The following is an 18,654-nucleotide window of genomic DNA, read 5'->3' on the forward strand; positions in this document are numbered from 1 at the left end:
CTGGGCTGCGCCGAACTCCAGGTCGCGCAGGAACCACATCACGACCAGGACGAGCAGCGACATGATGACGGTGGTGATGCCGTTGGCGGAGGTGTACTTGCGGATCAACGTGATCCGCGCCTGCCGCGCAGCGGCGCCGACGACGGCGCGGGGGATGGTGCTCATCGGAGGGCCTCCAGCGGAGTCGGGTCCAGGGTGGGCCGGGTGTCGGGATCGGCGGCCCCGGAGCGCTGCACGATATCGAGGTAGACGTCCTCCAGCGAGGCGGCGCGCACCTCGAGCACCTCCACCTCGCCCGGGCGAGAGGTCAGCACCTGCGTCAGGTATGCCGTGGGGTCCGCCTTGGCGTGCACGCTCACCTCGCCCGTGGCCCGGTCTCGAAGGCGCACCTCGCTGGAGCGCGAGAGCTGGAGCCGTAGGGCGTCCGGCGTGCCATCCGCGACGAGGTCGTGCACGTCGCGGCGGCCGGCGGGATCGAGCCCCGTGGTCGGCTCGTCGAGGAAGAGCAGCTCGGGTCGGCCCACCAGGCCGACGGCGACGTCCAACCTCCGGCGCTGACCTCCGGACAGCCTGTCGATCCGCTGCGCGGCGTGGTCGGCCAGACCCACCCGGGCGAGGAGCTCCTCGGTCGGCCACGGGCGCGGGACCTGTGCCGTGCCGTGGGCGCGTAGTAGGCGCCGATGACGTCGACGAGGTCGCGGACCTTCCAGGTGCCATGGTCCCGCCCTCTGCAGGACCACGCCGACGCGCGAGCGCCCGACTCCGGCGCTGCGGCCGGGTCCGTCCCCAGGACGTTCACCCTCCTGCTGGACGGCTGGCGGAAGCCCTCCAGGATCTCGACGGTCGTGGTCTTGCCGGCACCGTTTGGGGCCGAGCAGCGCGACGACCTGGCCGCGTGGGACGGCGAGGTCCAACCCGTCCAGGACGACATGCTCGCCGTAGGCCATGACGAGGTCACGGCACTCGGGTTTTGGTCGCGCTCTGGCGGGTGAGGTAACCTCGATCCTCGCGTGCGTGCACGTGTGCGGGCCTATAGCTCAGTCGGTTAGAGCGCTGTCCTGATAAGACAGAGGTCACTGGTTCAAGTCCAGTTAGGCCCACCACCCACCGGCGTCGTCGTCGACCCAGGAGATGATCGAGACAATGAAGCGCTTCCTCATGGTGGCCGCTGCCGCGGCCGGTCTGGTGGCCCTCAAGCGGGTGCAGGACCGGCAGGCCGAGCGCGACCTCTGGGCCGAGGCCACCGACGACGTGCCGGGCCAGCCCGGCCAGTAACCCCCAGGACCGCTTGGTCCACCCCTGCGCGGCTTCCCGCGCGGCACAACTGCATACCCCTCGGGGGCGTGGCGCAATTGGTAGCGCATCTGCTTTGCAAGCAGAGGGTTGTCGGTTCGAGTCCGGTCGCCTCCACCCTGGTCAGAGGCCCTTCCCGCTCCGCGGGGAGGGCCTCTTTCATGCCCGTACCCCAGGAAAGTACGGCTGCAAACGCGTCGATTATGGCCGTGACCTGCAGGTATGCGGTTACGCGCGACTCCCGTCGTGCGTATCCGATCTCGCGGTCCGGTTCACAGAACGTCCTGCGCAGCGCTCAGTCCGACCCACCCAGCCCCGCGATGCGCCGTGCGGTCTCGTCGGGGTCGGCGCCGCCGGCTACGGCGATCCCCAGGGCGTAGGCGGCGACCGGTGCGAGCGGCCGGGCGGCGTCGTGGGCGACGTCCTTGGCCAGGTTGAGCACGCGCTCGATCGTGCTGAGGTCCAGGTGCCCGCCGGCGACCGCCCCCACGGCGTCCAGCCACTCCCGGTACTGCGTCTCGATGCCCTCGACGGATCTCATGGGCCCCATCGTCGCGCCCTCAGGGCGACCTGCCACGCCGCGGCAACTTCCCGCAACTCTTATGTCCTACGACGATGCATCGTACGATGGGGTGCATAGCGTCTCCGGGTCTGGGTCGAGTGATGTGGCGGGGCGGGGCTGGGGCCCGGCTGTGGGGCGCAGGAGTTTCCTGCAGTGGAGCGCCGTGGCCGGTGGGGGAGTCGGGCTGGCCGCGTGCACGGGTGCCGAGGAGGGGCAGACGGCCGCCCAGGCCCTGGCCCCCGCGGCCCCGCCGGACCGGACGGTGTGGAACGCGTGCCTGGTCAACTGCGGCTCCCGCTGCCCCTTGCGGTTCGAGGTCCGGGACGACCAGATCACCCGGGTCCTGCCCGACGACACCGGCGACGACGAGATCGGCACCCAGCAGATCCGTGCCTGCGTCCGCGGCCGCTCGATCCGGCAGCGGATCTACAGCCCGGAGCGGCTCAAGACCCCGATGCGTCGTGTCGGCGAGCGCGGCGCCGGCGAGTGGGAGGAGATCACCTGGGAGGAGGCCTTCGACGACATCGCCGACAACCTCCGCCGGGTGCTGGAGGAGTACGGCAACGAGGCGGTCTTCCAGGCCTACGGCACCGGCGTCATCGGCGGGACGATCATCAACTCCTACGGGCCCTACGGCGGGGCGATCCAGCGCCTGATGAATATCTTGGGCGGCTCGCTCACCTACTACGGCGACTACTCCACCGGCTGCATCACCGAGGCGATGCGCGTGCAGTACGGCGGGTGGACCGATACCAACAGCCACGACGACTGGAAGAACAGCGAGCTGGTCGTCATCTTCGGCAACGACCCGATCGAGAACCGGATGAGCGGGGGCGGCGAGGTCTTCGTCACCCAGCAGACGAAGAAGAAGCACCACACCCGCGTCATCGTGGTCGACCCCAGGCTGTCGGACACCGCCCAGCAGCTGGCCGACGAGTGGGTCGCCATCCGCCCCGGCACCGACGTCGCGCTCATCGCGGCTCTGGCGCACGTGATGATCAGCGAGGACCTCCACGACCAGGAGTTCCTGGACAGCCACTGCGTCGGGTTCGACGACGAGCACCTGCCCGAGGGCGTGCCCGCCGGGAGCTCCTACCGGGCCTACGTGATGGGCGAGGGCCCGGACGGGATCGCCAAGACACCGGAGTGGGCCTCCCCCATCACCGGTGTCCCGGTGGCCACCATCGTCGACCTGGCCCGGCAGATCGGACGAGCCGCCGGTCCGGTGGCGGTGATGCAGGGCTGGTCGGCCCAGCGCCAGCAGAACGGGGAGAACCAGTCGCGGGCCATGTTCACCCTCGCGGCGATGACCGGCAGCATCGGTGTCCCGGGCGGCGGCACCGGTTCCCGGGAGGGCGCTTTCATGCTCAGCCTGGCCAAGCCCTTCGACGCCATCCCGAACCCGGTGACGACGCAGATCTCCCACTTCACCTGGACCGACGCCATCGAGCGCGGGCCGGAGATGACCGCGCTCAACGCCGGGGTGCGTGGCGCCGACCGGCTGTCGGTGCCGATCAAGTTCATCTGGAACTATGGCGGCAACACCCTCGTCAACCAGCATTCCGACATCAACCGCACCACTGAGCTGTTGCGGGACGACAGCCTGTGCGAGTTCATCGTCGTCATCGAGAACCAGATGACCGTCTCGTCCGCTACGCCGACATCCTGCTGCCCGACCTGTCAAACGCCGAGCAGATGGACATCATCAACCAGGGGCACGCCGGCACCATGGGTTACACCATCCTGGCGGACAAGGCCATCGAACCGCTCTACGATTGCCGCGGGATCTACGAGATCTGCAGCGAGGTCGCCGCCCGGATGGGCGTGGAGCGGGAGTTCAGCGAGGGCCGCACCCAGGAGGAGTGGGTCGAGCACACCGTCGAGGAGACCCGCAAGACCTACCCCGAGCTGCCGCCCTTCGAGGAGCTGCGGGAGATGGGCGTCTGGAAGATGGTCGGGGAGAGCGTGATCCCCCTGCGCGACTTCCGCGAGGACCCGGAAGCCAACCCGCTGCCCACCCCCTCGGGCAAGATCGAGATCTTCTCCGAGGAGGTCTGGGGGAACGCCAAGCGCTGGGAGCTCCCGGAGGGCGAGCGGATCACCGCGGTGCCGGAGTACGTCCGCACCACCGAGGGTGCCGAAGCCGCCCGCGCGTACACGTCATACCCCCTGCAGCTGATCAACAAGCACTTCAAGGGTCGCACCCACTCGACCTACGGCAACGTGCCCTGGCTGCAGGAGGCCCACCCGCAGCGGCTGTGGATCAACCCGGCGGACGCGACGGCCCGCGGGCTGGACAACGACGACTGGGTCAGGGTCTTCAACGACCGGGGCGCGACCCTGGTCGCCGTCAAGGTGACGCCGCGCATCGCCCCCGGGGTGGTCATGCTGCCGCACGGCGCGTGGTACGACCCCGGACCGGACGGCACCGACCGGGCCGGCACGGCCAACATCCTCACCAGCTGGCACCCGACCTCGCTGGCCAAGTCCAACCCGCAGTACTCCACGCTGGTGGAGCTGGAGAAGACGACCGCACCTGACCTGGAGGCATGATGAGCGACAACCTGGGGTTCTACCTCGACCAGAGCGTCTGCACCGGGTGCAAGGCCTGCCAGATCGCCTGCAAGGACAAGCACGACCTGCCCGTGGGCGTCACCTGGCGGCGGGTGGTGGAGTACACCGGAGGCACCTGGCAGCAGCACGGCGACACGATGGTGCCGAACGTCTTCAGCTACTACACCTCCATCGCGTGCAACCACTGCGAGGACCCGATCTGCGTGGCGGTCTGCCCGACCACCGCGATGCACAAGCGCGAGGACGGCACGGTGGCCGTGGACCCGGACAAGTGCGTCGGGTGCCGCTACTGCGAGTGGGCCTGCCCCTACTCCGCCCCGCAGTACAACCCCGAGCTCGGCCACATGACCAAGTGCGACCTGTGCGCCGACTACCGCTCCGAGGGGAAGAACCCGGCCTGCGTGGAGGCCTGCCCGTCCCGGGCCCTGGACTGGGGCCCGATCGATGAGCTGCGGGCGAAGTACGGCACGGTCGACGCCGTCGAGCCGCTGCCGGACCCGTCGATCACCAGGCCCCACCTGGTCATCACCCCCCACCGGGACGCCCAGCCCACGGGCAGCGGCACCGGCGAGATCGCCAACCCGACGGAGATCTAGTGCCGTGAACGTCCACGAGCTCCCGCTGATCCTCTTCACGGTGCTGGCCCAGATGTCGGTCGGCGCGTTCGTCGCTCTCGGGGTGGTCCAGGTGGTCGGCCGTCTGCGCCACGGCAAGGCCGCCGTCGACCAGATCGCCGACCCCGCCCTTTACGCCATCGGACCTGTCCTGGTGCTGGGGCTGATGGCCTCCATGCTCCACCTCGGCAACCCGTTCAACGCGCTGAACACCTTCCGGCACATCGACTCCTCGTGGCTGAGCCGGGAGATCGTCTTCGGCATCGCCTTCTCCGGGCTGGGCTTCCTCTTCGCGGCCCTGCAGTTCCTCCGCTGGGGCTCCCCCGCGCTGCGGCAGGCCCTCGCCGTGCTGACGGCGCTCGTCGGGCTGGGGCTGGTCTGGGTGATGTCGATGGTCTACGCGTCGCTGCCGACCGTGCCCGCCTGGAACACGTGGGCCACGCCCGCACAGTTCTTCCTCACCACCTTCCTGCTGGGCGCCCTCGCGGTCGGTGCAGCGTTCATGGGCGTCATCATGTGGCGCCGGCAGGGGCTCGCCCGGCGGTTCGCCTGGGTCGAGCGCCTGGCCCCGGTCCGCTGGCTGCTGTCCTTGCGACGTCCGGAGGAGCCGACGCCCGAGGCCGCCGTGGGCGATGCCGGCCGCCGGGAGCTCGTCGAGGCCTCCCTGCGCTGGGTCGCGACCGCCTCCATCCTGCTCCTCGGGGTGCAGCTGGTCGTCATCGTGCTGCAGCAGCGGGACCTGGCCGCCGACCCGGGTATGCCGTCCGCTTCGGTCGCCGCCTACGGCACCGCCTGGTTCGTCGCGCGCCTCGTGCTGCTCGTGCTCGGTGCCGGGCTGCTCGGCCTCACGCTCTACCGCATGGTCGCCTCCCACCGGGCGGCCCTGCTCGTGGCGACCGTGGCCACGGCAGCCTTCGCCACCGTGCTCGTCTCGGAGATCATCGGCCGCAGCCTGTTCTACGACTCGATGGCCAGGATCGGGATGTGAGCAGGGTTCCTGAGCCTGCCGGTGCGGTGCTCGCCGACGCGCTGGACGGTGTCGCGGCGGCTTGGACGGTGCTCTCGACCGCCTTCGGGCGGGAGCCGGAGCAGGCCTTCGTCGACGCCCTGCGCAGCCCCGAGCAGCTGGCGGCTTGGCCCTACGACGACCCGGCCACGAGCGGCGGGGTGCGGTTGCTCGTCCGCTCCGGCCGGGGTCGCTACGCCGGACCGGAGAGCCTGGAGTCGCTGCGCCGGGACCACCGTCGGCTCTTCGTCGGGCCCCGGCCGCTGCAGGCGGCGCCGTGGGAGTCCGTGCACCGTTCGCGCGAGGGCCTGGTCTTCGACGTGCAGACCCTTCAGGTCAGGGAGTTCTACCGCCGCTTCGGCCTGCAGAGCCCGCTGCTCAACAAGGAGCCGGACGACCACGTGGCGCTGGAGGCGTCCTTCATCGCGACCCTCGCGCTGCGCGCCCTCGACGTGCTGGAGGTCGGGGATGCTGACGGCGCGGAGGAGCTGGTTACCGGCATCCGGAGCTTCACCGACCAGCACCTGCAGCAGTGGGTGCCCGACCTGCTCCATCGGGTCGAGGAGCACGCCGAGACCGACTACCACCTCGGGCTGGCCGGCCTGACCCGCGGTGCGCTGGGCCAGCTGCACCACCTCGGCGTCGCCTCGACCCTCTCCTGATGCACCCGGACCCGGTCGCGACCGTCACCACTTGGGCCCGCGGGCTCCCGGCCGACCGGCGGGTCGTCCTGCGCTGCGCGGGGTCGGCCGACGGTGGGAGCGAGGCGACCGTCGCTGGTGGGCTGCACGACCACGTCGTGCGCTGGGAGGGTTGCCTGCGAGCGCTGTCCCCCGCCCCCCTGGCCGAGCTGGTGGCCGCAGCTCCCCTCCTGGTGCTCGACCTCACGGGGTGCTCCTGTGTCGAGCCCGGACCTGCCGTCATCATGGCTACCGGCACCACGTCTGCTGCCCCGACGCCTGCCGGCCACACATCGGCCGCCACCACGCCGGCCGAGCCGGCCGACCCGCCTGCGGCCGCCTTCCTTCACCCGGTGCTGGCCGAGCTGGGAGCCGCCCACCGCCTGGAGGTTCTGGCCTTGACTCCGGGGCGGTCAGGTTACCGGCCCGGGCCGGGGCGGCAGGGCCACGGGCCGGGCCAGCACCGTCGACGCCCTCCCGGTCGGACGCCGTGCCCTCTTCGCCTGGGCCGCACCACGTCGGGAGGCGCACCGGGACGACACGATCCCGACCGTCGAGCGACTGGCCCCCGACCCCTCGGGCGGGCACGGCGAGGCCAGTGACCAGGTCCGTCTGGTCCGGGCCCTGGCCGAGATCCGGCGACAAGCGGTCGGGTCGGCCGGCGGCTCCCCCGCTACGTCGACCGCTGCACACGCCGAGCTGTCCGACCGACCGTCCGGACGATCCTCACGCCACGCAGCGCCCCGCAGCCGCGACCTTCGTTCCAGGGCTGCACAGCCTGCGGCACCTGCGTGCGGAGCTGCCCGACAGCGGCGCTGGATCTGCGCCAGGGCGACGCCGGGACCGTTACCCTCACGCTGGACCTGGCCGCGTGCATCGGGTGCGGCCGCTGTCAGGCCCTGTGCCCGGTGGAGGCCATTCACGACGTCGGCCCGGTGACCTGGGCCCACCTCGCGCGGGAGTCCTCCACCCCTCTGGAGACGATCTGCGTCCAGCACTGCGCGAGGTGCCGCACCCCCTTCGGCGGCGAGGGTGAGCTCTGCCAGGTGTGCCGGATGCGCCGCTCCGACCCCTTCGGCTCCTGGCTGCCGCCGGGCTATGTCGCCCCACGGGTCTACGCCCCGCCGCCGACCGGCTCAGTGACCGGTCTCGAGGAGCAGATATGCCCCGACGACCTGGGCGACCGGTGACCAGACCGGTGTCCTGGCGTCAGTCAGGGCGCTGAGCGTCCGGCGCACCTCGCTCCCCTTGCCGACCAGGCTCATCTGGTCCACCCGCAGGGTCTTCGCGGTGACGACGTCCCCCTCCTCCCAAGCCGCCAGCTCGGTCGTGACCTGCTCGTGCACCGCCCGAACCTGACGACCCAGGCGCGACAGGTGGGGCTGCGCGGCGGTCGCCGCGTCCTCGGCCAGCTCGGCGAGGTCCTCCACCCCGCGTCGCCGAGCACGTCGGACCAGCCCCTCGAGCAGCAGCACGCCGTCGGGCCGCCACTCCGCCTCCAGCCACACGACGGCCTCCCGTAACCCGGCGATGTCGTCCTCCAGCCGTTCCGCCCAGGCGCCGGTGTCACCCGCATCGGTGATCCGCCTCAACGTCCCCCACGCCCGCTCGCGACTGCGGCACACGCGCACCATGGTCCGGACGACCCCGGCGTCCGGCGTCCCCGGTCGTGTCTCCATGGCCTCATCCTGCCGCACCCATGGGGTGATCCTTCCGGCACACCTGCTCCCCCGCCGTTACTCTTGTCGCCTACTCGGCTAGGACGCGCGTGGAAGGCGCGGCGCCCTGAGGTGGCCCTGTCGAGCGACGGCAGTGGCGACACGGCGGGCATCCTCGACGAAGGGCGCGGGAGCGGCCTCAGCCGCTGCGAAGACTGCTTCGGGCAGGCCCGTGCGCAGGCGCTCCACGCGGTCCACGGCCTCGGTCGCCTCCAGAACGTCGCCTCGCTCCTGTCGACGCAGATCACGGCGCACCCTTGCGCTCCATATCGTTATCGATAACATCGAAAAACGATATATCCGCTCGGGGGATATGAGTCAGGGAGGTTCATCATGGGGACGGACAGGAAGCGGCGCGGCATGGACTGGGCACGGTTCGACCGTGGCGACCAGATCGCGACGGCGATCCTGCTGTGGTTGATCGTCGGCTTCTCGGCGGGGTATGCCGTGTTCATCAGTCTCGACTGGATGCTGCGCCGACAGGTGACGCTCACCGAGGTGCCGCTCGAGGTGGGCCAAGACGCGGCGGGCACCGGCCGCATCGTCGGCATGCCGGCTGGCACCGTCCTCGTGGAGGGCGTCTCAGCCGGCCACTTCGCCCTCCTCATGGCGCCGGTCCTGGTCGGTCTGATCGCGACGGTCTGGGGTGCCGTGCTGCTGCAGCGCCTGCTGAAGGACCTGGGCAGGGTGAGCCCTTCAGCCGGGCGAACGTGTCCCGTCTGCGGATCGTCGCGCTGCTGCTCATGGTCGTCCCGTTGGCCAGCGACATGGTCTATGCCATCGGCCGCAGCGAACTGCTGTCGGCGAAGGGGGTCGACGCCTACGTCTTCGTCTTCAGCCCCGGATGGTTGCTCGCGGGCATCCTCGTCGCCGCGGTCGCGCAGGCCTTCGCCTCGGGCGTCACGCTGCGCTCCGATGTCGACGGGCTGGTCTGATGCCACCCGAGGAGGGCCACCGGGTCCGGTGCCACCTCGATGCGCTGCTCGCCGAGCGCGGGATGACGGTCGCGGCGCTGGCCGAGGCGGTGGGCGTCACCCCGGTCAACATCTCGGTGCTCAAGAACGACCGCGCCAAGGCCATCCGCTTCTCCACGCTCACCGCGATCTGTGAGGTCCTCGACTGCCAGGTCGGCGACCTGCTCAGCGTAGGCACCACCCCGGTCGGGCCGAGCGACTGACCGGATTCGGCGCGGGTCAGGGGCTCGAGACCAGATCGAGCAGCTTGACGGTCGCACCCACGATCTGCTCCTGCCCCACCTCGCGCGCCACCCCCGGCGTGCCGTCGCCCGGCTGCTCGCCGTAGTCGCGACGAACGCGTGCACCCCGCCGCGGATCTCCACCACCGAGGTCCGCGGCGGCAGCGTGTCCAGGCTCGCCTCGATGTCCGCCGGCGTCGCCAGCCCGTCCTCGCTCCCGAAGATCGTGGCCACCGCCAGGTCGTCTTGCCAGCTGAGGTCACCCAGGGGGTATGACGCCCACAGGACGAGCCCGTCGACCTCACCCGGGTGATCCTCGGCATACGTCGACGCGGCCACTCCGCCGAGGCTGTGCCCACCGACGCTCCACCGGGTAACCTCTGGATGGTCGGCGATGACGCCGCCGGGCGCGCCCAGCGCGGTGAAGCCGATCGCGAAGGGCTGCTTGACGACGATCACGAGGTGTCCCTCCCCGGCGACCTCGGTGAGGACCGGCAGGTAGGCCCGCGGGTCGACGCGGGCACCAGGCTGAAAGATCAGACCGCCGCCCACCTCCTCCCCGCTCGGCGTCAGCGTGAGCCGGGTGGAGCTCTCGGCGACGGTCACCTCGTCGGTGCCCGCCGTGAGTGCAGCCGCCTCGGGCGTCGCGTCGAACGGTCGCAGCCACGCCACCGCCCCCAGCACGAGCGCCGACACCGCGACCAGGACCACGCGCGCGAGCACGCGGACCGACCGCGGCCGGCGGCGCGCACCACGGCGGTCCGCCGAGCGCCTCCCGCGGCCCAGCCCCAGCGCCAGCAGCGCCAGTCCGGCGATGCCCACCAGCGTCACGAGCACGAGGTATGCCGGGTGTCCCGCGAGCAGCACGCCGGCGCGAGTCAGCCAGACCCACCCTGCCACGGCGACCGCGGCCAGGGCGAGCACGAGGGGGAGCCAGGCCACCGGGCGGGCGCTGGTCGCGGGCACCCGGCGATGCTCATCGGTCACCTGGCGATTCTCCGGCCTGGCGTCACCCTGGGCAAAGTTGTGCACGTCAGGCACACGTCTCGACGGTGCCTCTGGTGCATCTCCTTGCCCAGGTCGGGTCAGGGGGTCAGGGCAGCCCGGCCAGCCGGCCCAGCGCCGCGGCGAGAGCCCCGGCGACCACGACGATAAGGAAGGGCGCCCGCAGCATCAGCGCCACCACTCCGGCGCCCAGGGCCAGCAGCCGCGCGTCGAGAGCCAGCGCCTGGCCGTCGGCCACGGTGTTCATCATGACGAGCGAGGCCAGCAGCCCGACGGTCATGCACCCGGAGATCCGGATGATCGTGGGTGCTTCCAGCACCCGCTGCGGCACGAGGTAGCCGCTGAGCTTGGTCAGATAGGCCAGCGCACAGGCACCCAGGATCCACAGCCACACGGTCATCGCGCACCCCGCTCGGACCTGTCGGCCTCGCTGCGGCCCACCGTGCCAGGAGCCTCGGCGCCGGACGGCTTCAGACCCGAGGCCTCGCGCCGGAGCTGCCACCAGCCGATCGCCCCGGCCACGGCGGCGGCGACCAGGATCGGCACCCCCGGTGGCAAGAGAGGTATGCACAGCACGGTCACCACCGCGCACGCGCTGGCGATCGCCCACGGCTCGGCGCCGCGCAGGCGTGGCCACAACAGGGCGAGGAAGGCCGCGACGGCGGCGCCGTCGAGCCCCCAGGTCTTGGGGTCACCCATCGCGTCTCCGGCCAGGGCGCCGACCAGCGTCATGAGGTTCCACAGCACGAAGATGCCGACCCCGGCGGTCCAGAACCCGCGCGCCTGCTCCGCACGGTCCCGCTGCGCGAGCGCCGTGGCGGTGGACTCGTCGATGGTCACGTGCGCCGCGGCGAGGCGGCGCCAACCGCGGGGCCGCAGCAGGGCGTTGATCTGCATGGCGTAGACCCCGTTGCGCAGCCCGAGCAGCGTGGACGCCCCGGCCGCGGACGCCGCAGCGCCGCCCCCGGCGATGACGCCGATGAAGGCGAACTGCGAGCCGCCGGAGAAGGTGAGCAGGCTGAGGGCGCACACCTCGAGGACCCCGAGCCCGCTCGCGGTGCCCAGCGCGCCGAAGGAGACGCCGTAGGCACCGGTCGCGACGGCGATCGACAGACCGGTGCGGGCGGCGGGGCTCTCACGCAGCAGGGCGGTGGCGGCGGGCATACCGCTAGGATGCAGAGCATGAGCAGCGTTCGTCAAACCGAACATTTCGACCATTCTGGTGAACGTGGTCAGGCGGTGGGCCGTCTCGCCGCCGCCGTGCGTGCCGAGCGCGACCGCGCCGGGCTCAGCCTGTCCGAGCTCGCCCGGCGGGCCGGTCTGTCCAAGTCGACGTTGTCGCAGCTCGAGGCCGGGAAGGGCAACCCGGGCGTCGAGACGGTCTGGTCGCTGGCCACCGCACTCGGCGTGCCGTTCTCGGCGCTCATCGATCCGCCGCAGCCGGAGCGAGCCCTCGTGCGCGCCGGGGCCGGTGACCCGACCCGCTCCGACCTCGCGGACTACAGCGCCCTGGTCCTGTCGCACAGCCCGCCGAACGTGCGGCGCGACCTCTACCGCATCGACGCTGAGCCGGGCGCCGTCAAGGTGTCGGCCCCGCACGCGGCGGGGACGGTCGAGCACGTGGTCCTCATCACCGGCCGCGCCCGGGCCGGCGCGCAGGACGACCCGACCGAGCTCGGACCCGGCGACTACCTCCGGTACCCGGGCGACGTCGACCACGTCTTCGAGGCCCTGGAGGCCGGCACCAGCGCGGTGATGGTGTCCCAGCAGCGCTGAGAGCCCCCGCCCGGGGAGGCAGGCGGGTCAGCAGGTCCGCGCGCCGGCGTCCCAGGCGAGCACGCCGGAGCCCCCGGCCAGCCGGGACAGCCCGATGCCGAGCGAGTCGTAGACCTCGTCGACCGAGCTGGTACGGCAGCTCTGCCGGGTGAGCAGCAGCGGCGCCGAGCGGTCCGCCGCCAGCTGCGTCCCGGCGACAGCGTCCACCGGCGCGCTCCCGGCCGCGACGACGGCGCTGGAGGCCTCCTCGAAGGCGTCCTCGGCGATGAGTGCGCTGGTGGTGTAGCGGTTGCTGCCGCCGATACGCTCGACGGAGGCAGCCGGCAGCAGCCGCTGGGCCTGGCGCAGCACCGCGTCGTCCACCGCGCCGGTCCCGCCGAGCACGACCACCCGTGAGGGCGCCAGCTCGGCGAGCCGCTCGGCCGTCACCGACGGCAGCGTCGTGGGCTGCGTGAGCAGCATCGGCGCCTCGGTGTGCGCCGCGGCCGCCCCTCCGCCGAGCGCGTCGGCGAGGTTGCTGCCGCTGGCGAGATAGACGGTGTCACCCGACCACTCCTGCTCGTGGCTGAGCTGGACGGCGGTGTCGTAGCGGTTCGCTCCCGCGACCCGGCGCACGGCATACCCTTGGCGCCGCAGCGTGGTCTCCACCTGTCCCGAGACCGCGGTCTCGCCCCCGACGACGACGACCTCCTCGGTGCCCAGCTCCTCCAGCGCCGCCAGGGTCTGGCTCGGGAGCACCTCGGTGCGGGTGAGCAGGACGGAGGAGTCGTCGCGGCTCGCGACCGGTCCCACGCCGAGGGCGTCGGCGATCTCGGTGCCCTGGGTGAGGTATGCCGTCCGGGCACCATGCACCGCCGCCTCCTGCGCGAGCCCGGCCGCGACGGCGTAGCGGTTTCCCCCGCCGATGCGCTGCACCGCGGAGCGGTCCTGCGCCTGCTGTGCGCCGACCTGGGCACGCAGCGTGCCGAAGAGCTGGTAGAGCTGCCACCCGGGGCAGCTCGTCGCGTAGACGTCGCGGTGGCCGTGCAAGGCCGGGAGCCGACGGGTCCAGCCGAGGTAGTCGTTGGTGTAGGTGACCGTGTCGGTGACCTCGACGTCGTGCTGGTTCAGGACCCAGGCCGAGGTGACCGAGAGGGCGCCGAGCTCGGCGGCCGGGACCGGGCTGATCTCGTGGTTGCCCAAGCTGCTGAGGCCGAACCAGTCGGCGTTCATGCCGTAGGAGTGGGCTCCCTGGACGTTGCCCTCCAGCCCGCCGGAGCGGCCCTCCCAGGCCCGCCCGTAGCGGTCCACCAGGGCGTTGTAGCCGACGTCGCGCCAGTCCAGCGTGCGCGCGTGGTAGTTGTAGACGGCCCGCAACATGGCCGGTACGTCCTCCGGCGCGTAGTAGGCGTCCGTCGCCGTGTGGTGGATCGTCACGCCGAGCTTGGGTCGGTCCAGGACCGGCCCGGAGCTGGGGATGAGGTCCATGTCGCCGGCCCAGTCGGCGCGGCGGCCGATGATCACGCCCTCGCTGGCGGCGTCGGCGGTGGGCATCGACTCGACCTGGGCCACGTCCTGCGCGGTCACCTGGGTGGTCCACGTCTCGACGCTGGCGTCCTGCGTCTGCGAGGACAGCTCGACCTGGACCTGTTCGGCGTCGAGGACGATCGAGGCCTCGGTCCCCCACTCCCCGGTGGCCTGCATGTCCGGCCCGGTGGCGACGCCCTTCTCCAGCGAGGTCCAGTCACCCCACTCCTGGCCGTCGTGCAGCCGCATCCGGGCCCCCGCCTTCGGCTCACCGGTCCAGCGCATCCCGATGACGGTCACCTCGCGCGGGTCGAGCGCGAGCGTGCCGCGCAGGACGTCCTGGCCCTCGGTGGACGTCGCGGACCGCACCGGCTCCAGGTCGGTCGACCGGTGCTCCGCGCCGTCGACGCTCCGGGTCTCGTCGGCGACGGCGACGGTGCCGGAGGTGACCGGCACGAGCAGCGAGGCCGCGGCGAGCGCGGACAGGACGAGTCCTCGGGATGGGCGCATGGCAGAGCTCCTGGGTCAGCACGGCGGCCGACGGTGACGCGGTCAGGGGGACCTGGTCACGATAGCCTCATCAGCCCCACGAGTTCACTACTCTTTGCCAAACCCATACCTTCTGAACTGCATCTTTGCGCTTACTGCAGGAACATCGCCGGGTCGAACTCCTCGATCGGGATGATCCGCAGCCGGGGTAGCGTGGTGTTGAACGCGCGCGTGTCGTGCTCGAGGTCGAAGAACTCCATGCCCTGCGCCACGAGTCGGTGGAAGCCGGAGTTGCGGAACTCCTCGAAGGCGATGAGGCCGACCCGACGCTCGCTGTCGAGCAGGGGGGTCACCGCCTCGAGGAAGTCCCCGTCGTGGCTCACGAGCATGACGTCGTCGGTGCGCTGCTGCAGCGCTTCCAGGGTGCGCTGGATCGCGATGTCGACGACCTTCTCCTCGGCGCTGCCGGACAGCGGGACCGGGGTGTAGCCCAGTGCCCGCAGCGCCTGGACGAAGGACATGGGCAGGCCGCTGCTGGCGTTGAGGAAGAACAGCCCCGCGGCGTCCTGTCCCCAGGTGTCCTGGGTGAAGGTGAGCAGCCGGTCCCACCGCGGCCGTTCCTCGGGCTGTGGTCGGCGCCCGAGGATGGAGTTGCCCAGCGTGGCATCGATGTTCTCCCCGTCCACGAGGAGGTAGGTGAGCTGGCCCATGAGGGACCTCAGGCTTTCTTTCGGTATATCGGATTATTCGTAGACGAACTTCTGCGGTCCCGGGAAGATCCACGACAGGCCGTCCCGCAGCCGGTCGCGCCAGTTCTCCCAGGAGTGCCCGTCGCGAGACTCGACGTACTGCACCCGGGCGCCGGTGGACTCGAAGACCGGCACCATCGACCGGTTGGGCACGATGAGGGGCTCGTAGACGCCGCAGGTGATGAACATCCGCTCGGCGACGCGCTGCGGCTCCTCCCGGTAGCGGTTCATGAACTTCACCACCGGGTCGAAGGCCGGCCCCCCACCGTGGTCGGACCCGATGTCGGTGAAGACGAAGGACCCGGACTGCAGGAAGAGGTTGTCCCACACGCCGGGATCGCGCGCCGCCGCGGACAGCGAGGCGACCGCACCGAAGCTGGCGCCCATGAGGCAGCGCGCGTCGGCCCGGCGGATCACCGGCAGCTGCTCCTCGATCGCGGGCAGCAGCTCCGTGGTGAGGTGACGCGCGTGCGGGGCGTAGTTGGGGTACTCCCGGAGCCGGTCGCCCGGGTTGGAGAAGACGACGATGGTCTCGGCCATGTCCAGGTCGTGGATGAGGTTGTCGAGCACCGTGCGCATCGCGGTGTAGGTGAGGTAGTCGTCGCCGTCGTGCACGACCAGCAGCGGGTAGTGGCTGCTGCGGCGGAAGCGTGCCGGGAGGTAGACCCGGTTGTGCGTGGTCCGACGCAGGGCCCGGCTCGGCAGCGGGAGGTCGATCAGCTCCCCGGCACGTGCGTCCGGCTGCGGCACGACCCACTCCGGGGTCTCGTAGCCGGCCGCCTGGCAGACGCTGGAGGACCCCACGGGGCTGTGCGCGACGTGCGGGTTGAGCGGGTCGTTGAAGGTCTCGACGGCCTCGCCGACCCGCACCTCGATCTGGTACTCCACCCGGGACGCGGCGGGCAGCTCGATCGTGACGTACCACAGCGGCTGCACGCCCTCGGGCACGTCCAGCCGCTTCATCGGCACGTGCTGCGGCTGGTTGACGATCCGGTGGCGCACCGCGACCGCGTCCGCGGGTCCGCGGTAGAGGAAGGTGCACTTCTCGCCCTCCACCACCGGGACCTCGTGCTCGGCGAGGAAGCGCGTGATGACGTCCTCGTCGAGGCGACGGGCGCGCAGCGCGTTGATGGCCAGCTTGCCCTTGTGCCGGGGCGGCATGGGGTATGTCTGGGGCTGGCTCACGACCACTCCTCCCGCGCGGGGTCGACCGGGGCGGCGCCGGGGGAACGGTCGGTGGCACCGGGGTCGATGTGCCGCACGGGGTGGCCCGAGGGGCCGAGCACCCGGGCGCCCTGGGGCAGTCGGCCCTCCGGCGTGAGGTCGACCCGGTCACCCGGGTCGAGGGGCAGCGGGACCCGCGGGCGGCACCGGCTCACCAGGGTCGTCACGCGGCCCGGGTCGTCGAGCGCCAGGCGGTCCGCGGCCGACGGGAGCGCGACCAGACCCCGGGTCAGCCCGAGGCCGTCCATGAGCATCTCCGCGACACCGGGGGCGATGACGGAGTCGTCGTAGAAGAGCAGCACCCGTTCGGTGAGGGCCATCGCCCCGGCACCCCAGGCGATGACCGGCCGGTGGACCCGGGCGTGCACACCGCTCGGATCGGTCTCGTCCTCGACCGGGTGGGCCAGGACCGGCGCGAGGTTGAACATGTGCAGGGTGCCCAGCAGCACCCCCACGTGCCCCCCGGTGATGACCACCACGTCGCAGCCGTCGACCAGGGCACCGACCTCGGCGCGGCCACGCACCACGGCGTCGCGCTCCTCCGGACGGTGCCGGGCGTAGAACTCCTGGTGCAGCTCGGCGACCCGGCGGACGTGCCGTTCGTCCAGGTCGCGCATGATGCCCAGCACGTCCTCCAGGGCCATGCGGTGCACCCGCTCGTCGCGTGGCTCGTGCGCCCGGATGCGGCCCAGGGCGTCGACCGCGTGCCGCAGCCCGATGAGGTAGAGCTCCTGCATCTCGGTCAGCACCTGGCGACGCCGCCGGTCGGCCTGCTCCAGCTCGGGGTCGGCCTCCCAGATCTGCTGCATGCGCTGCCAGAGGCCGAGGTTGACGCACCGCCCACCCAGCTGCTCGACCAGCAGCGCGTCGTCGTGCTCCCGGTCACGCCAGCCGGCGGTGATGGTCGCGACCCCGGCTCCGTCCAGGTCGAGCGAGGCCATGACGCGGTCCAGCTGCGGGTGGCGCTGCGGGCCGAGCAGGGTGATGCGGGGCGGGGACGAGGGTGCCGCGCCGCGCTCGGCGAGGTGCCGGTCGGCGTCAGCCGGCATGGACGTGCACCGTGCGCCCCACGTCGTCGAGCATCCCCCGGAGCGCGTCGAAGTCCGGGTGCCGCATCCGGATCCACGCGTTGGCCATGAAGCCGGCCTCGACCGGCTGGGTCCCCGTGCCGGCCACCGGCACGTGGGCGTCGATGATCCACCGGCCGTAGCGGTTCTCGATGTCCTCGAGCCCGCTGTAGCCGGTGATGACGCCGTCCCGGTCCGGGCGCAGCGCCACGATGCCCGCGCTGTGGCTGCGGCTCGCGTGCTCGCGCACCTCGCCGTGCACGAGCGACTGAGCCCAGGCGGCATACACGTCCATGTCGTTGGCCGCGCAGTAGAGGTCCCAACAGCCGACGCCGGGCGGGCGGCACCCGATCTCGGAGAACTTCAGCCCCTTCGGGCCGTGGAACCACTCCATGTGGGTGGCGGAGGTGCCGATGCCCAGGGCCTCGTTGACCCGGTGACCCATCTCGCGGATCTCGTCGTAGAGGCCGCCGCCGTCGATCCGGTTGGTGGCGATGAACTGCGGCGAGATCCAGCGGGTGCGCATCGCCTCGAGGACGCCGGGGAAGTAGTGCGAGGCGAAGTCGACCGCGATCCGCCCGTCGATGGAGACGGTGTCGTAGAAGCCCTCGTGCCCCTCGATGAACTCCTCGACCGCGATGGAGGAGTAGCCGCCCATCCGCTCCAGCGCGGCGGCCAGCTCGGTGTCCGAGTCGAGCCGGACGGTGTCGGCGGCGCCCGCGGCGTCCCGCGGCTTGAGGATCAAGGGGTAACCGACCGCTGCGGCGAAGTCGCGCACCTGGTCGGCGTCGTCGGCCCCGGTGGAGGCGGCGGTCGGCACCCCGGCGGCGCGCAGCGCCTCCTTCATCGAGGGCTTGTCGCGGCACAGCCAGGTGGTGCGCACCGAGGTGCCCGGTATGCCCAGGTCCTCGCGCACGTGCGCCGCGACGAGCTGGTGGGACTCGATGGTGGACTCCAGCCGGTCCACCCACACCATGCCCTGGACCCGGCGCACCGCCTCGGTCATCGCCTGACGGTCCGTGACCGAGCCGACCTGCTCGTAGTGGACCATCCACGACTTCAGCTGGTCGTCCAGGTAGTCCAGCGGGGTCTCACCGATGCCGATGACATTGGCCCCGGCCTGCGCCAGCGCCCGGGCGAACTCCCGCTGGTTCTTCGGGAAGTGCGGCTCCACGAGGACGATGTTCACGGGTCCG

General features: G+C 71.6%; 21 protein-coding genes, 2 tRNA genes and 1 pseudogene. 13 read left to right on the top strand and 11 right to left on the bottom strand.

Annotated features, from left to right (window positions below; genetic code table 11):
- Window positions 1-161: 161 nt before the first annotated feature.
- Window positions 162-740 carry an ATP-binding cassette domain-containing protein gene (locus FU792_RS17460; RefSeq protein ID WP_275100731.1) on the bottom strand — a complete coding sequence of 193 codons (579 nt, stop codon included), beginning with the start codon at window positions 738-740 and terminating at the stop codon, window positions 162-164.
- On the opposite strand from FU792_RS17460, the gene FU792_RS17465 reads away from it, so the two are divergent.
- The 4 genes from FU792_RS17465 to FU792_RS00075 all read left to right on the top strand — a co-directional run bounded on the left by FU792_RS17465 (window position 681) and on the right by FU792_RS00075 (window position 1,410).
- Window positions 681-992, top strand: coding sequence for a hypothetical protein (locus tag FU792_RS17465; RefSeq protein ID WP_238706015.1), 312 nt, complete (start codon window positions 681-683; stop codon window positions 990-992). The two genes, FU792_RS17460 and FU792_RS17465, sit on opposite strands and share 60 nt — an antisense overlap.
- Window positions 993-1,026: 34 nt before the next feature.
- A tRNA-Ile gene (locus FU792_RS00070) sits at window positions 1,027-1,103 on the top strand.
- Window positions 1,104-1,131: 28 nt separating this feature from the next.
- Window positions 1,132-1,275, top strand: a complete 144-nt coding sequence (locus tag FU792_RS16565; protein ID WP_157609162.1) for a DLW-39 family protein — start codon at window positions 1,132-1,134, stop codon at window positions 1,273-1,275.
- 62 nt (window positions 1,276-1,337) lie between these two features.
- Window positions 1,338-1,410 (top strand) — tRNA-Ala (locus FU792_RS00075).
- A gap of 178 nt (window positions 1,411-1,588) precedes the next feature.
- Here the strand turns inward: FU792_RS00075 and FU792_RS00080 are convergent.
- Window positions 1,589-1,834 (bottom strand): DUF6457 domain-containing protein, encoded by a 246-nt coding sequence (locus FU792_RS00080; protein ID WP_022923454.1) that lies wholly within the window; start codon window positions 1,832-1,834, stop codon window positions 1,589-1,591.
- 151 nt (window positions 1,835-1,985) lie between these two features.
- On the opposite strand from FU792_RS00080, the gene FU792_RS00085 reads away from it, so the two are divergent.
- The 6 genes from FU792_RS00085 (at window position 1,986) to FU792_RS18260 (ending at window position 7,919) form a co-directional block, all read left to right on the top strand.
- Complete coding sequence (locus FU792_RS00085) at window positions 1,986-3,824, top strand: molybdopterin-dependent oxidoreductase (RefSeq protein ID WP_202980393.1); 1,839 nt, start codon at window positions 1,986-1,988, stop codon at window positions 3,822-3,824.
- Complete coding sequence (locus FU792_RS17470; RefSeq protein WP_238706100.1) at window positions 3,806-4,408, top strand: molybdopterin dinucleotide binding domain-containing protein; 603 nt, start codon at window positions 3,806-3,808, stop codon at window positions 4,406-4,408. Before FU792_RS00085 ends, FU792_RS17470 begins: the two co-directional genes overlap by 19 nt.
- Window positions 4,405-5,025 (top strand): DMSO/selenate family reductase complex B subunit, encoded by a 621-nt coding sequence (locus FU792_RS00090; protein WP_202804697.1) that lies wholly within the window; start codon window positions 4,405-4,407, stop codon window positions 5,023-5,025. The genes FU792_RS17470 and FU792_RS00090 overlap by 4 nt, the downstream gene beginning before the upstream one ends.
- A 4-nt stretch (window positions 5,026-5,029) precedes the next feature.
- On the top strand, window positions 5,030-6,031 hold the full coding sequence (locus tag FU792_RS00095; protein ID WP_022923451.1) for a dimethyl sulfoxide reductase anchor subunit family protein: 1,002 nt from the start codon (window positions 5,030-5,032) through the stop codon (window positions 6,029-6,031).
- Entirely contained in the window at window positions 6,028-6,711 is a 684-nt protein-coding gene (locus FU792_RS00100; protein ID WP_084484975.1) for a TorD/DmsD family molecular chaperone, read from the top strand. The genes FU792_RS00095 and FU792_RS00100 overlap by 4 nt, the downstream gene beginning before the upstream one ends.
- A gap of 740 nt (window positions 6,712-7,451) precedes the next feature.
- On the top strand, window positions 7,452-7,919 hold the full coding sequence (locus tag FU792_RS18260) for a DUF362 domain-containing protein (RefSeq protein WP_149814439.1): 468 nt from the start codon (window positions 7,452-7,454) through the stop codon (window positions 7,917-7,919).
- Here FU792_RS18260 and FU792_RS00110 read toward each other — a convergent pair.
- Window positions 7,866-8,408, bottom strand: coding sequence for a hypothetical protein (locus tag FU792_RS00110; protein WP_022923448.1), 543 nt, complete (start codon window positions 8,406-8,408; stop codon window positions 7,866-7,868). The genes FU792_RS18260 and FU792_RS00110 overlap by 54 nt on opposite strands.
- 749 nt (window positions 8,409-9,157) lie before the next feature.
- Here FU792_RS00110 and FU792_RS16570 point away from each other — a divergent pair.
- Together FU792_RS16570 and FU792_RS00120 are read left to right on the top strand one after the other, a co-directional pair.
- Window positions 9,158-9,382 (top strand): hypothetical protein, encoded by a 225-nt coding sequence (locus FU792_RS16570; protein WP_161600167.1) that lies wholly within the window; start codon window positions 9,158-9,160, stop codon window positions 9,380-9,382.
- Complete coding sequence (locus FU792_RS00120) at window positions 9,382-9,624, top strand: helix-turn-helix domain-containing protein (protein WP_022923446.1); 243 nt, start codon at window positions 9,382-9,384, stop codon at window positions 9,622-9,624. Before FU792_RS16570 ends, FU792_RS00120 begins: the two co-directional genes overlap by 1 nt.
- 147 nt (window positions 9,625-9,771) lie before the next feature.
- Here FU792_RS00120 and FU792_RS18665 read toward each other — a convergent pair.
- The 3 genes and pseudogenes from FU792_RS18665 to FU792_RS00135 form a co-directional block, all read right to left on the bottom strand.
- Window positions 9,772-10,683 (bottom strand): annotated as a pseudogene (locus FU792_RS18665) (alpha/beta hydrolase); the annotation flags it as partial.
- A 52-nt stretch (window positions 10,684-10,735) separates the two neighbouring features.
- Window positions 10,736-11,047, bottom strand: a complete 312-nt coding sequence (locus FU792_RS00130) for an AzlD domain-containing protein (RefSeq protein ID WP_022923445.1) — start codon at window positions 11,045-11,047, stop codon at window positions 10,736-10,738.
- The gene (locus FU792_RS00135) at window positions 11,044-11,811 is read right to left on the bottom strand and encodes an AzlC family ABC transporter permease (RefSeq protein ID WP_022923444.1); all 768 of its coding nucleotides are present in this window, start codon (window positions 11,809-11,811) and stop codon (window positions 11,044-11,046) included. The genes FU792_RS00130 and FU792_RS00135 overlap by 4 nt, the downstream gene beginning before the upstream one ends.
- Before the next feature lie 75 nt (window positions 11,812-11,886).
- Here FU792_RS00135 and FU792_RS00140 point away from each other — a divergent pair, with 75 nt between their 5' ends.
- Window positions 11,887-12,423 carry a helix-turn-helix domain-containing protein gene (locus FU792_RS00140; protein WP_022923443.1) on the top strand — a complete coding sequence of 179 codons (537 nt, stop codon included), beginning with the start codon at window positions 11,887-11,889 and terminating at the stop codon, window positions 12,421-12,423.
- 27 nt (window positions 12,424-12,450) lie between these two features.
- Here FU792_RS00140 and FU792_RS00145 read toward each other — a convergent pair whose 3' ends face one another.
- The 5 genes from FU792_RS00145 to FU792_RS00165 all read right to left on the bottom strand — a co-directional run bounded on the left by FU792_RS00145 (window position 12,451) and on the right by FU792_RS00165 (window position 18,647).
- Window positions 12,451-14,439, bottom strand: a complete 1,989-nt coding sequence (locus FU792_RS00145) for a cell wall-binding repeat-containing protein (protein WP_022923442.1) — start codon at window positions 14,437-14,439, stop codon at window positions 12,451-12,453.
- Between the two features lie 131 nt (window positions 14,440-14,570).
- Complete coding sequence (locus tag FU792_RS00150) at window positions 14,571-15,128, bottom strand: NYN domain-containing protein (RefSeq protein ID WP_022923441.1); 558 nt, start codon at window positions 15,126-15,128, stop codon at window positions 14,571-14,573.
- A gap of 33 nt (window positions 15,129-15,161) precedes the next feature.
- Window positions 15,162-16,352 (bottom strand): alpha/beta hydrolase-fold protein, encoded by a 1,191-nt coding sequence (locus tag FU792_RS00155; RefSeq protein ID WP_022923440.1) that lies wholly within the window; start codon window positions 16,350-16,352, stop codon window positions 15,162-15,164.
- On the bottom strand, window positions 16,349-17,440 hold the full coding sequence (locus tag FU792_RS00160; RefSeq protein ID WP_022923439.1) for a type 1 glutamine amidotransferase family protein: 1,092 nt from the start codon (window positions 17,438-17,440) through the stop codon (window positions 16,349-16,351). The genes FU792_RS00155 and FU792_RS00160 overlap by 4 nt, the downstream gene beginning before the upstream one ends.
- Complete coding sequence (locus tag FU792_RS00165; protein ID WP_149814441.1) at window positions 17,430-18,647, bottom strand: ATP-grasp domain-containing protein; 1,218 nt, start codon at window positions 18,645-18,647, stop codon at window positions 17,430-17,432. Before FU792_RS00165 ends, FU792_RS00160 begins: the two co-directional genes overlap by 11 nt.
- Window positions 18,648-18,654 lie beyond the last annotated feature (7 nt).

The sequence above is a fragment of the Serinicoccus marinus DSM 15273 genome, from assembly GCF_008386315.1.
Classification (GTDB): Bacteria; Actinomycetota; Actinomycetes; order Actinomycetales; family Dermatophilaceae; genus Ornithinicoccus; species Ornithinicoccus marinus.

Bases quoted from the DNA above. Each gene is read 5' to 3' on its own strand.
- FU792_RS17470 (WP_238706100.1), top strand. From the start codon at position 3,806: ATGGTCGGGGAGAGCGTGATCCCCCTGCGCGACTTCCGCGAGGACCCG.
- FU792_RS00090 (WP_202804697.1), top strand. From the start codon at position 4,405: ATGATGAGCGACAACCTGGGGTTCTACCTCGACCAGAGCGTCTGCACC.
- FU792_RS17465 (WP_238706015.1), top strand. From the start codon at position 681: ATGACGTCGACGAGGTCGCGGACCTTCCAGGTGCCATGGTCCCGCCCT.
- FU792_RS00120 (WP_022923446.1), top strand. From the start codon at position 9,382: ATGCCACCCGAGGAGGGCCACCGGGTCCGGTGCCACCTCGATGCGCTG.
- FU792_RS00110 (WP_022923448.1), bottom strand. From the start codon at position 8,408: ATGGAGACACGACCGGGGACGCCGGACGCCGGGGTCGTCCGGACCATG.
- FU792_RS16565 (WP_157609162.1), top strand. From the start codon at position 1,132: ATGATCGAGACAATGAAGCGCTTCCTCATGGTGGCCGCTGCCGCGGCC.
- FU792_RS00135 (WP_022923444.1), bottom strand. From the start codon at position 11,811: ATGCCCGCCGCCACCGCCCTGCTGCGTGAGAGCCCCGCCGCCCGCACC.
- FU792_RS00145 (WP_022923442.1), bottom strand. From the start codon at position 14,439: ATGCGCCCATCCCGAGGACTCGTCCTGTCCGCGCTCGCCGCGGCCTCG.
- FU792_RS00160 (WP_022923439.1), bottom strand. From the start codon at position 17,440: ATGCCGGCTGACGCCGACCGGCACCTCGCCGAGCGCGGCGCGGCACCC.
- FU792_RS00080 (WP_022923454.1), bottom strand. From the start codon at position 1,834: ATGAGATCCGTCGAGGGCATCGAGACGCAGTACCGGGAGTGGCTGGAC.
- FU792_RS00130 (WP_022923445.1), bottom strand. From the start codon at position 11,047: ATGACCGTGTGGCTGTGGATCCTGGGTGCCTGTGCGCTGGCCTATCTG.
- FU792_RS00150 (WP_022923441.1), bottom strand. From the start codon at position 15,128: ATGGGCCAGCTCACCTACCTCCTCGTGGACGGGGAGAACATCGATGCC.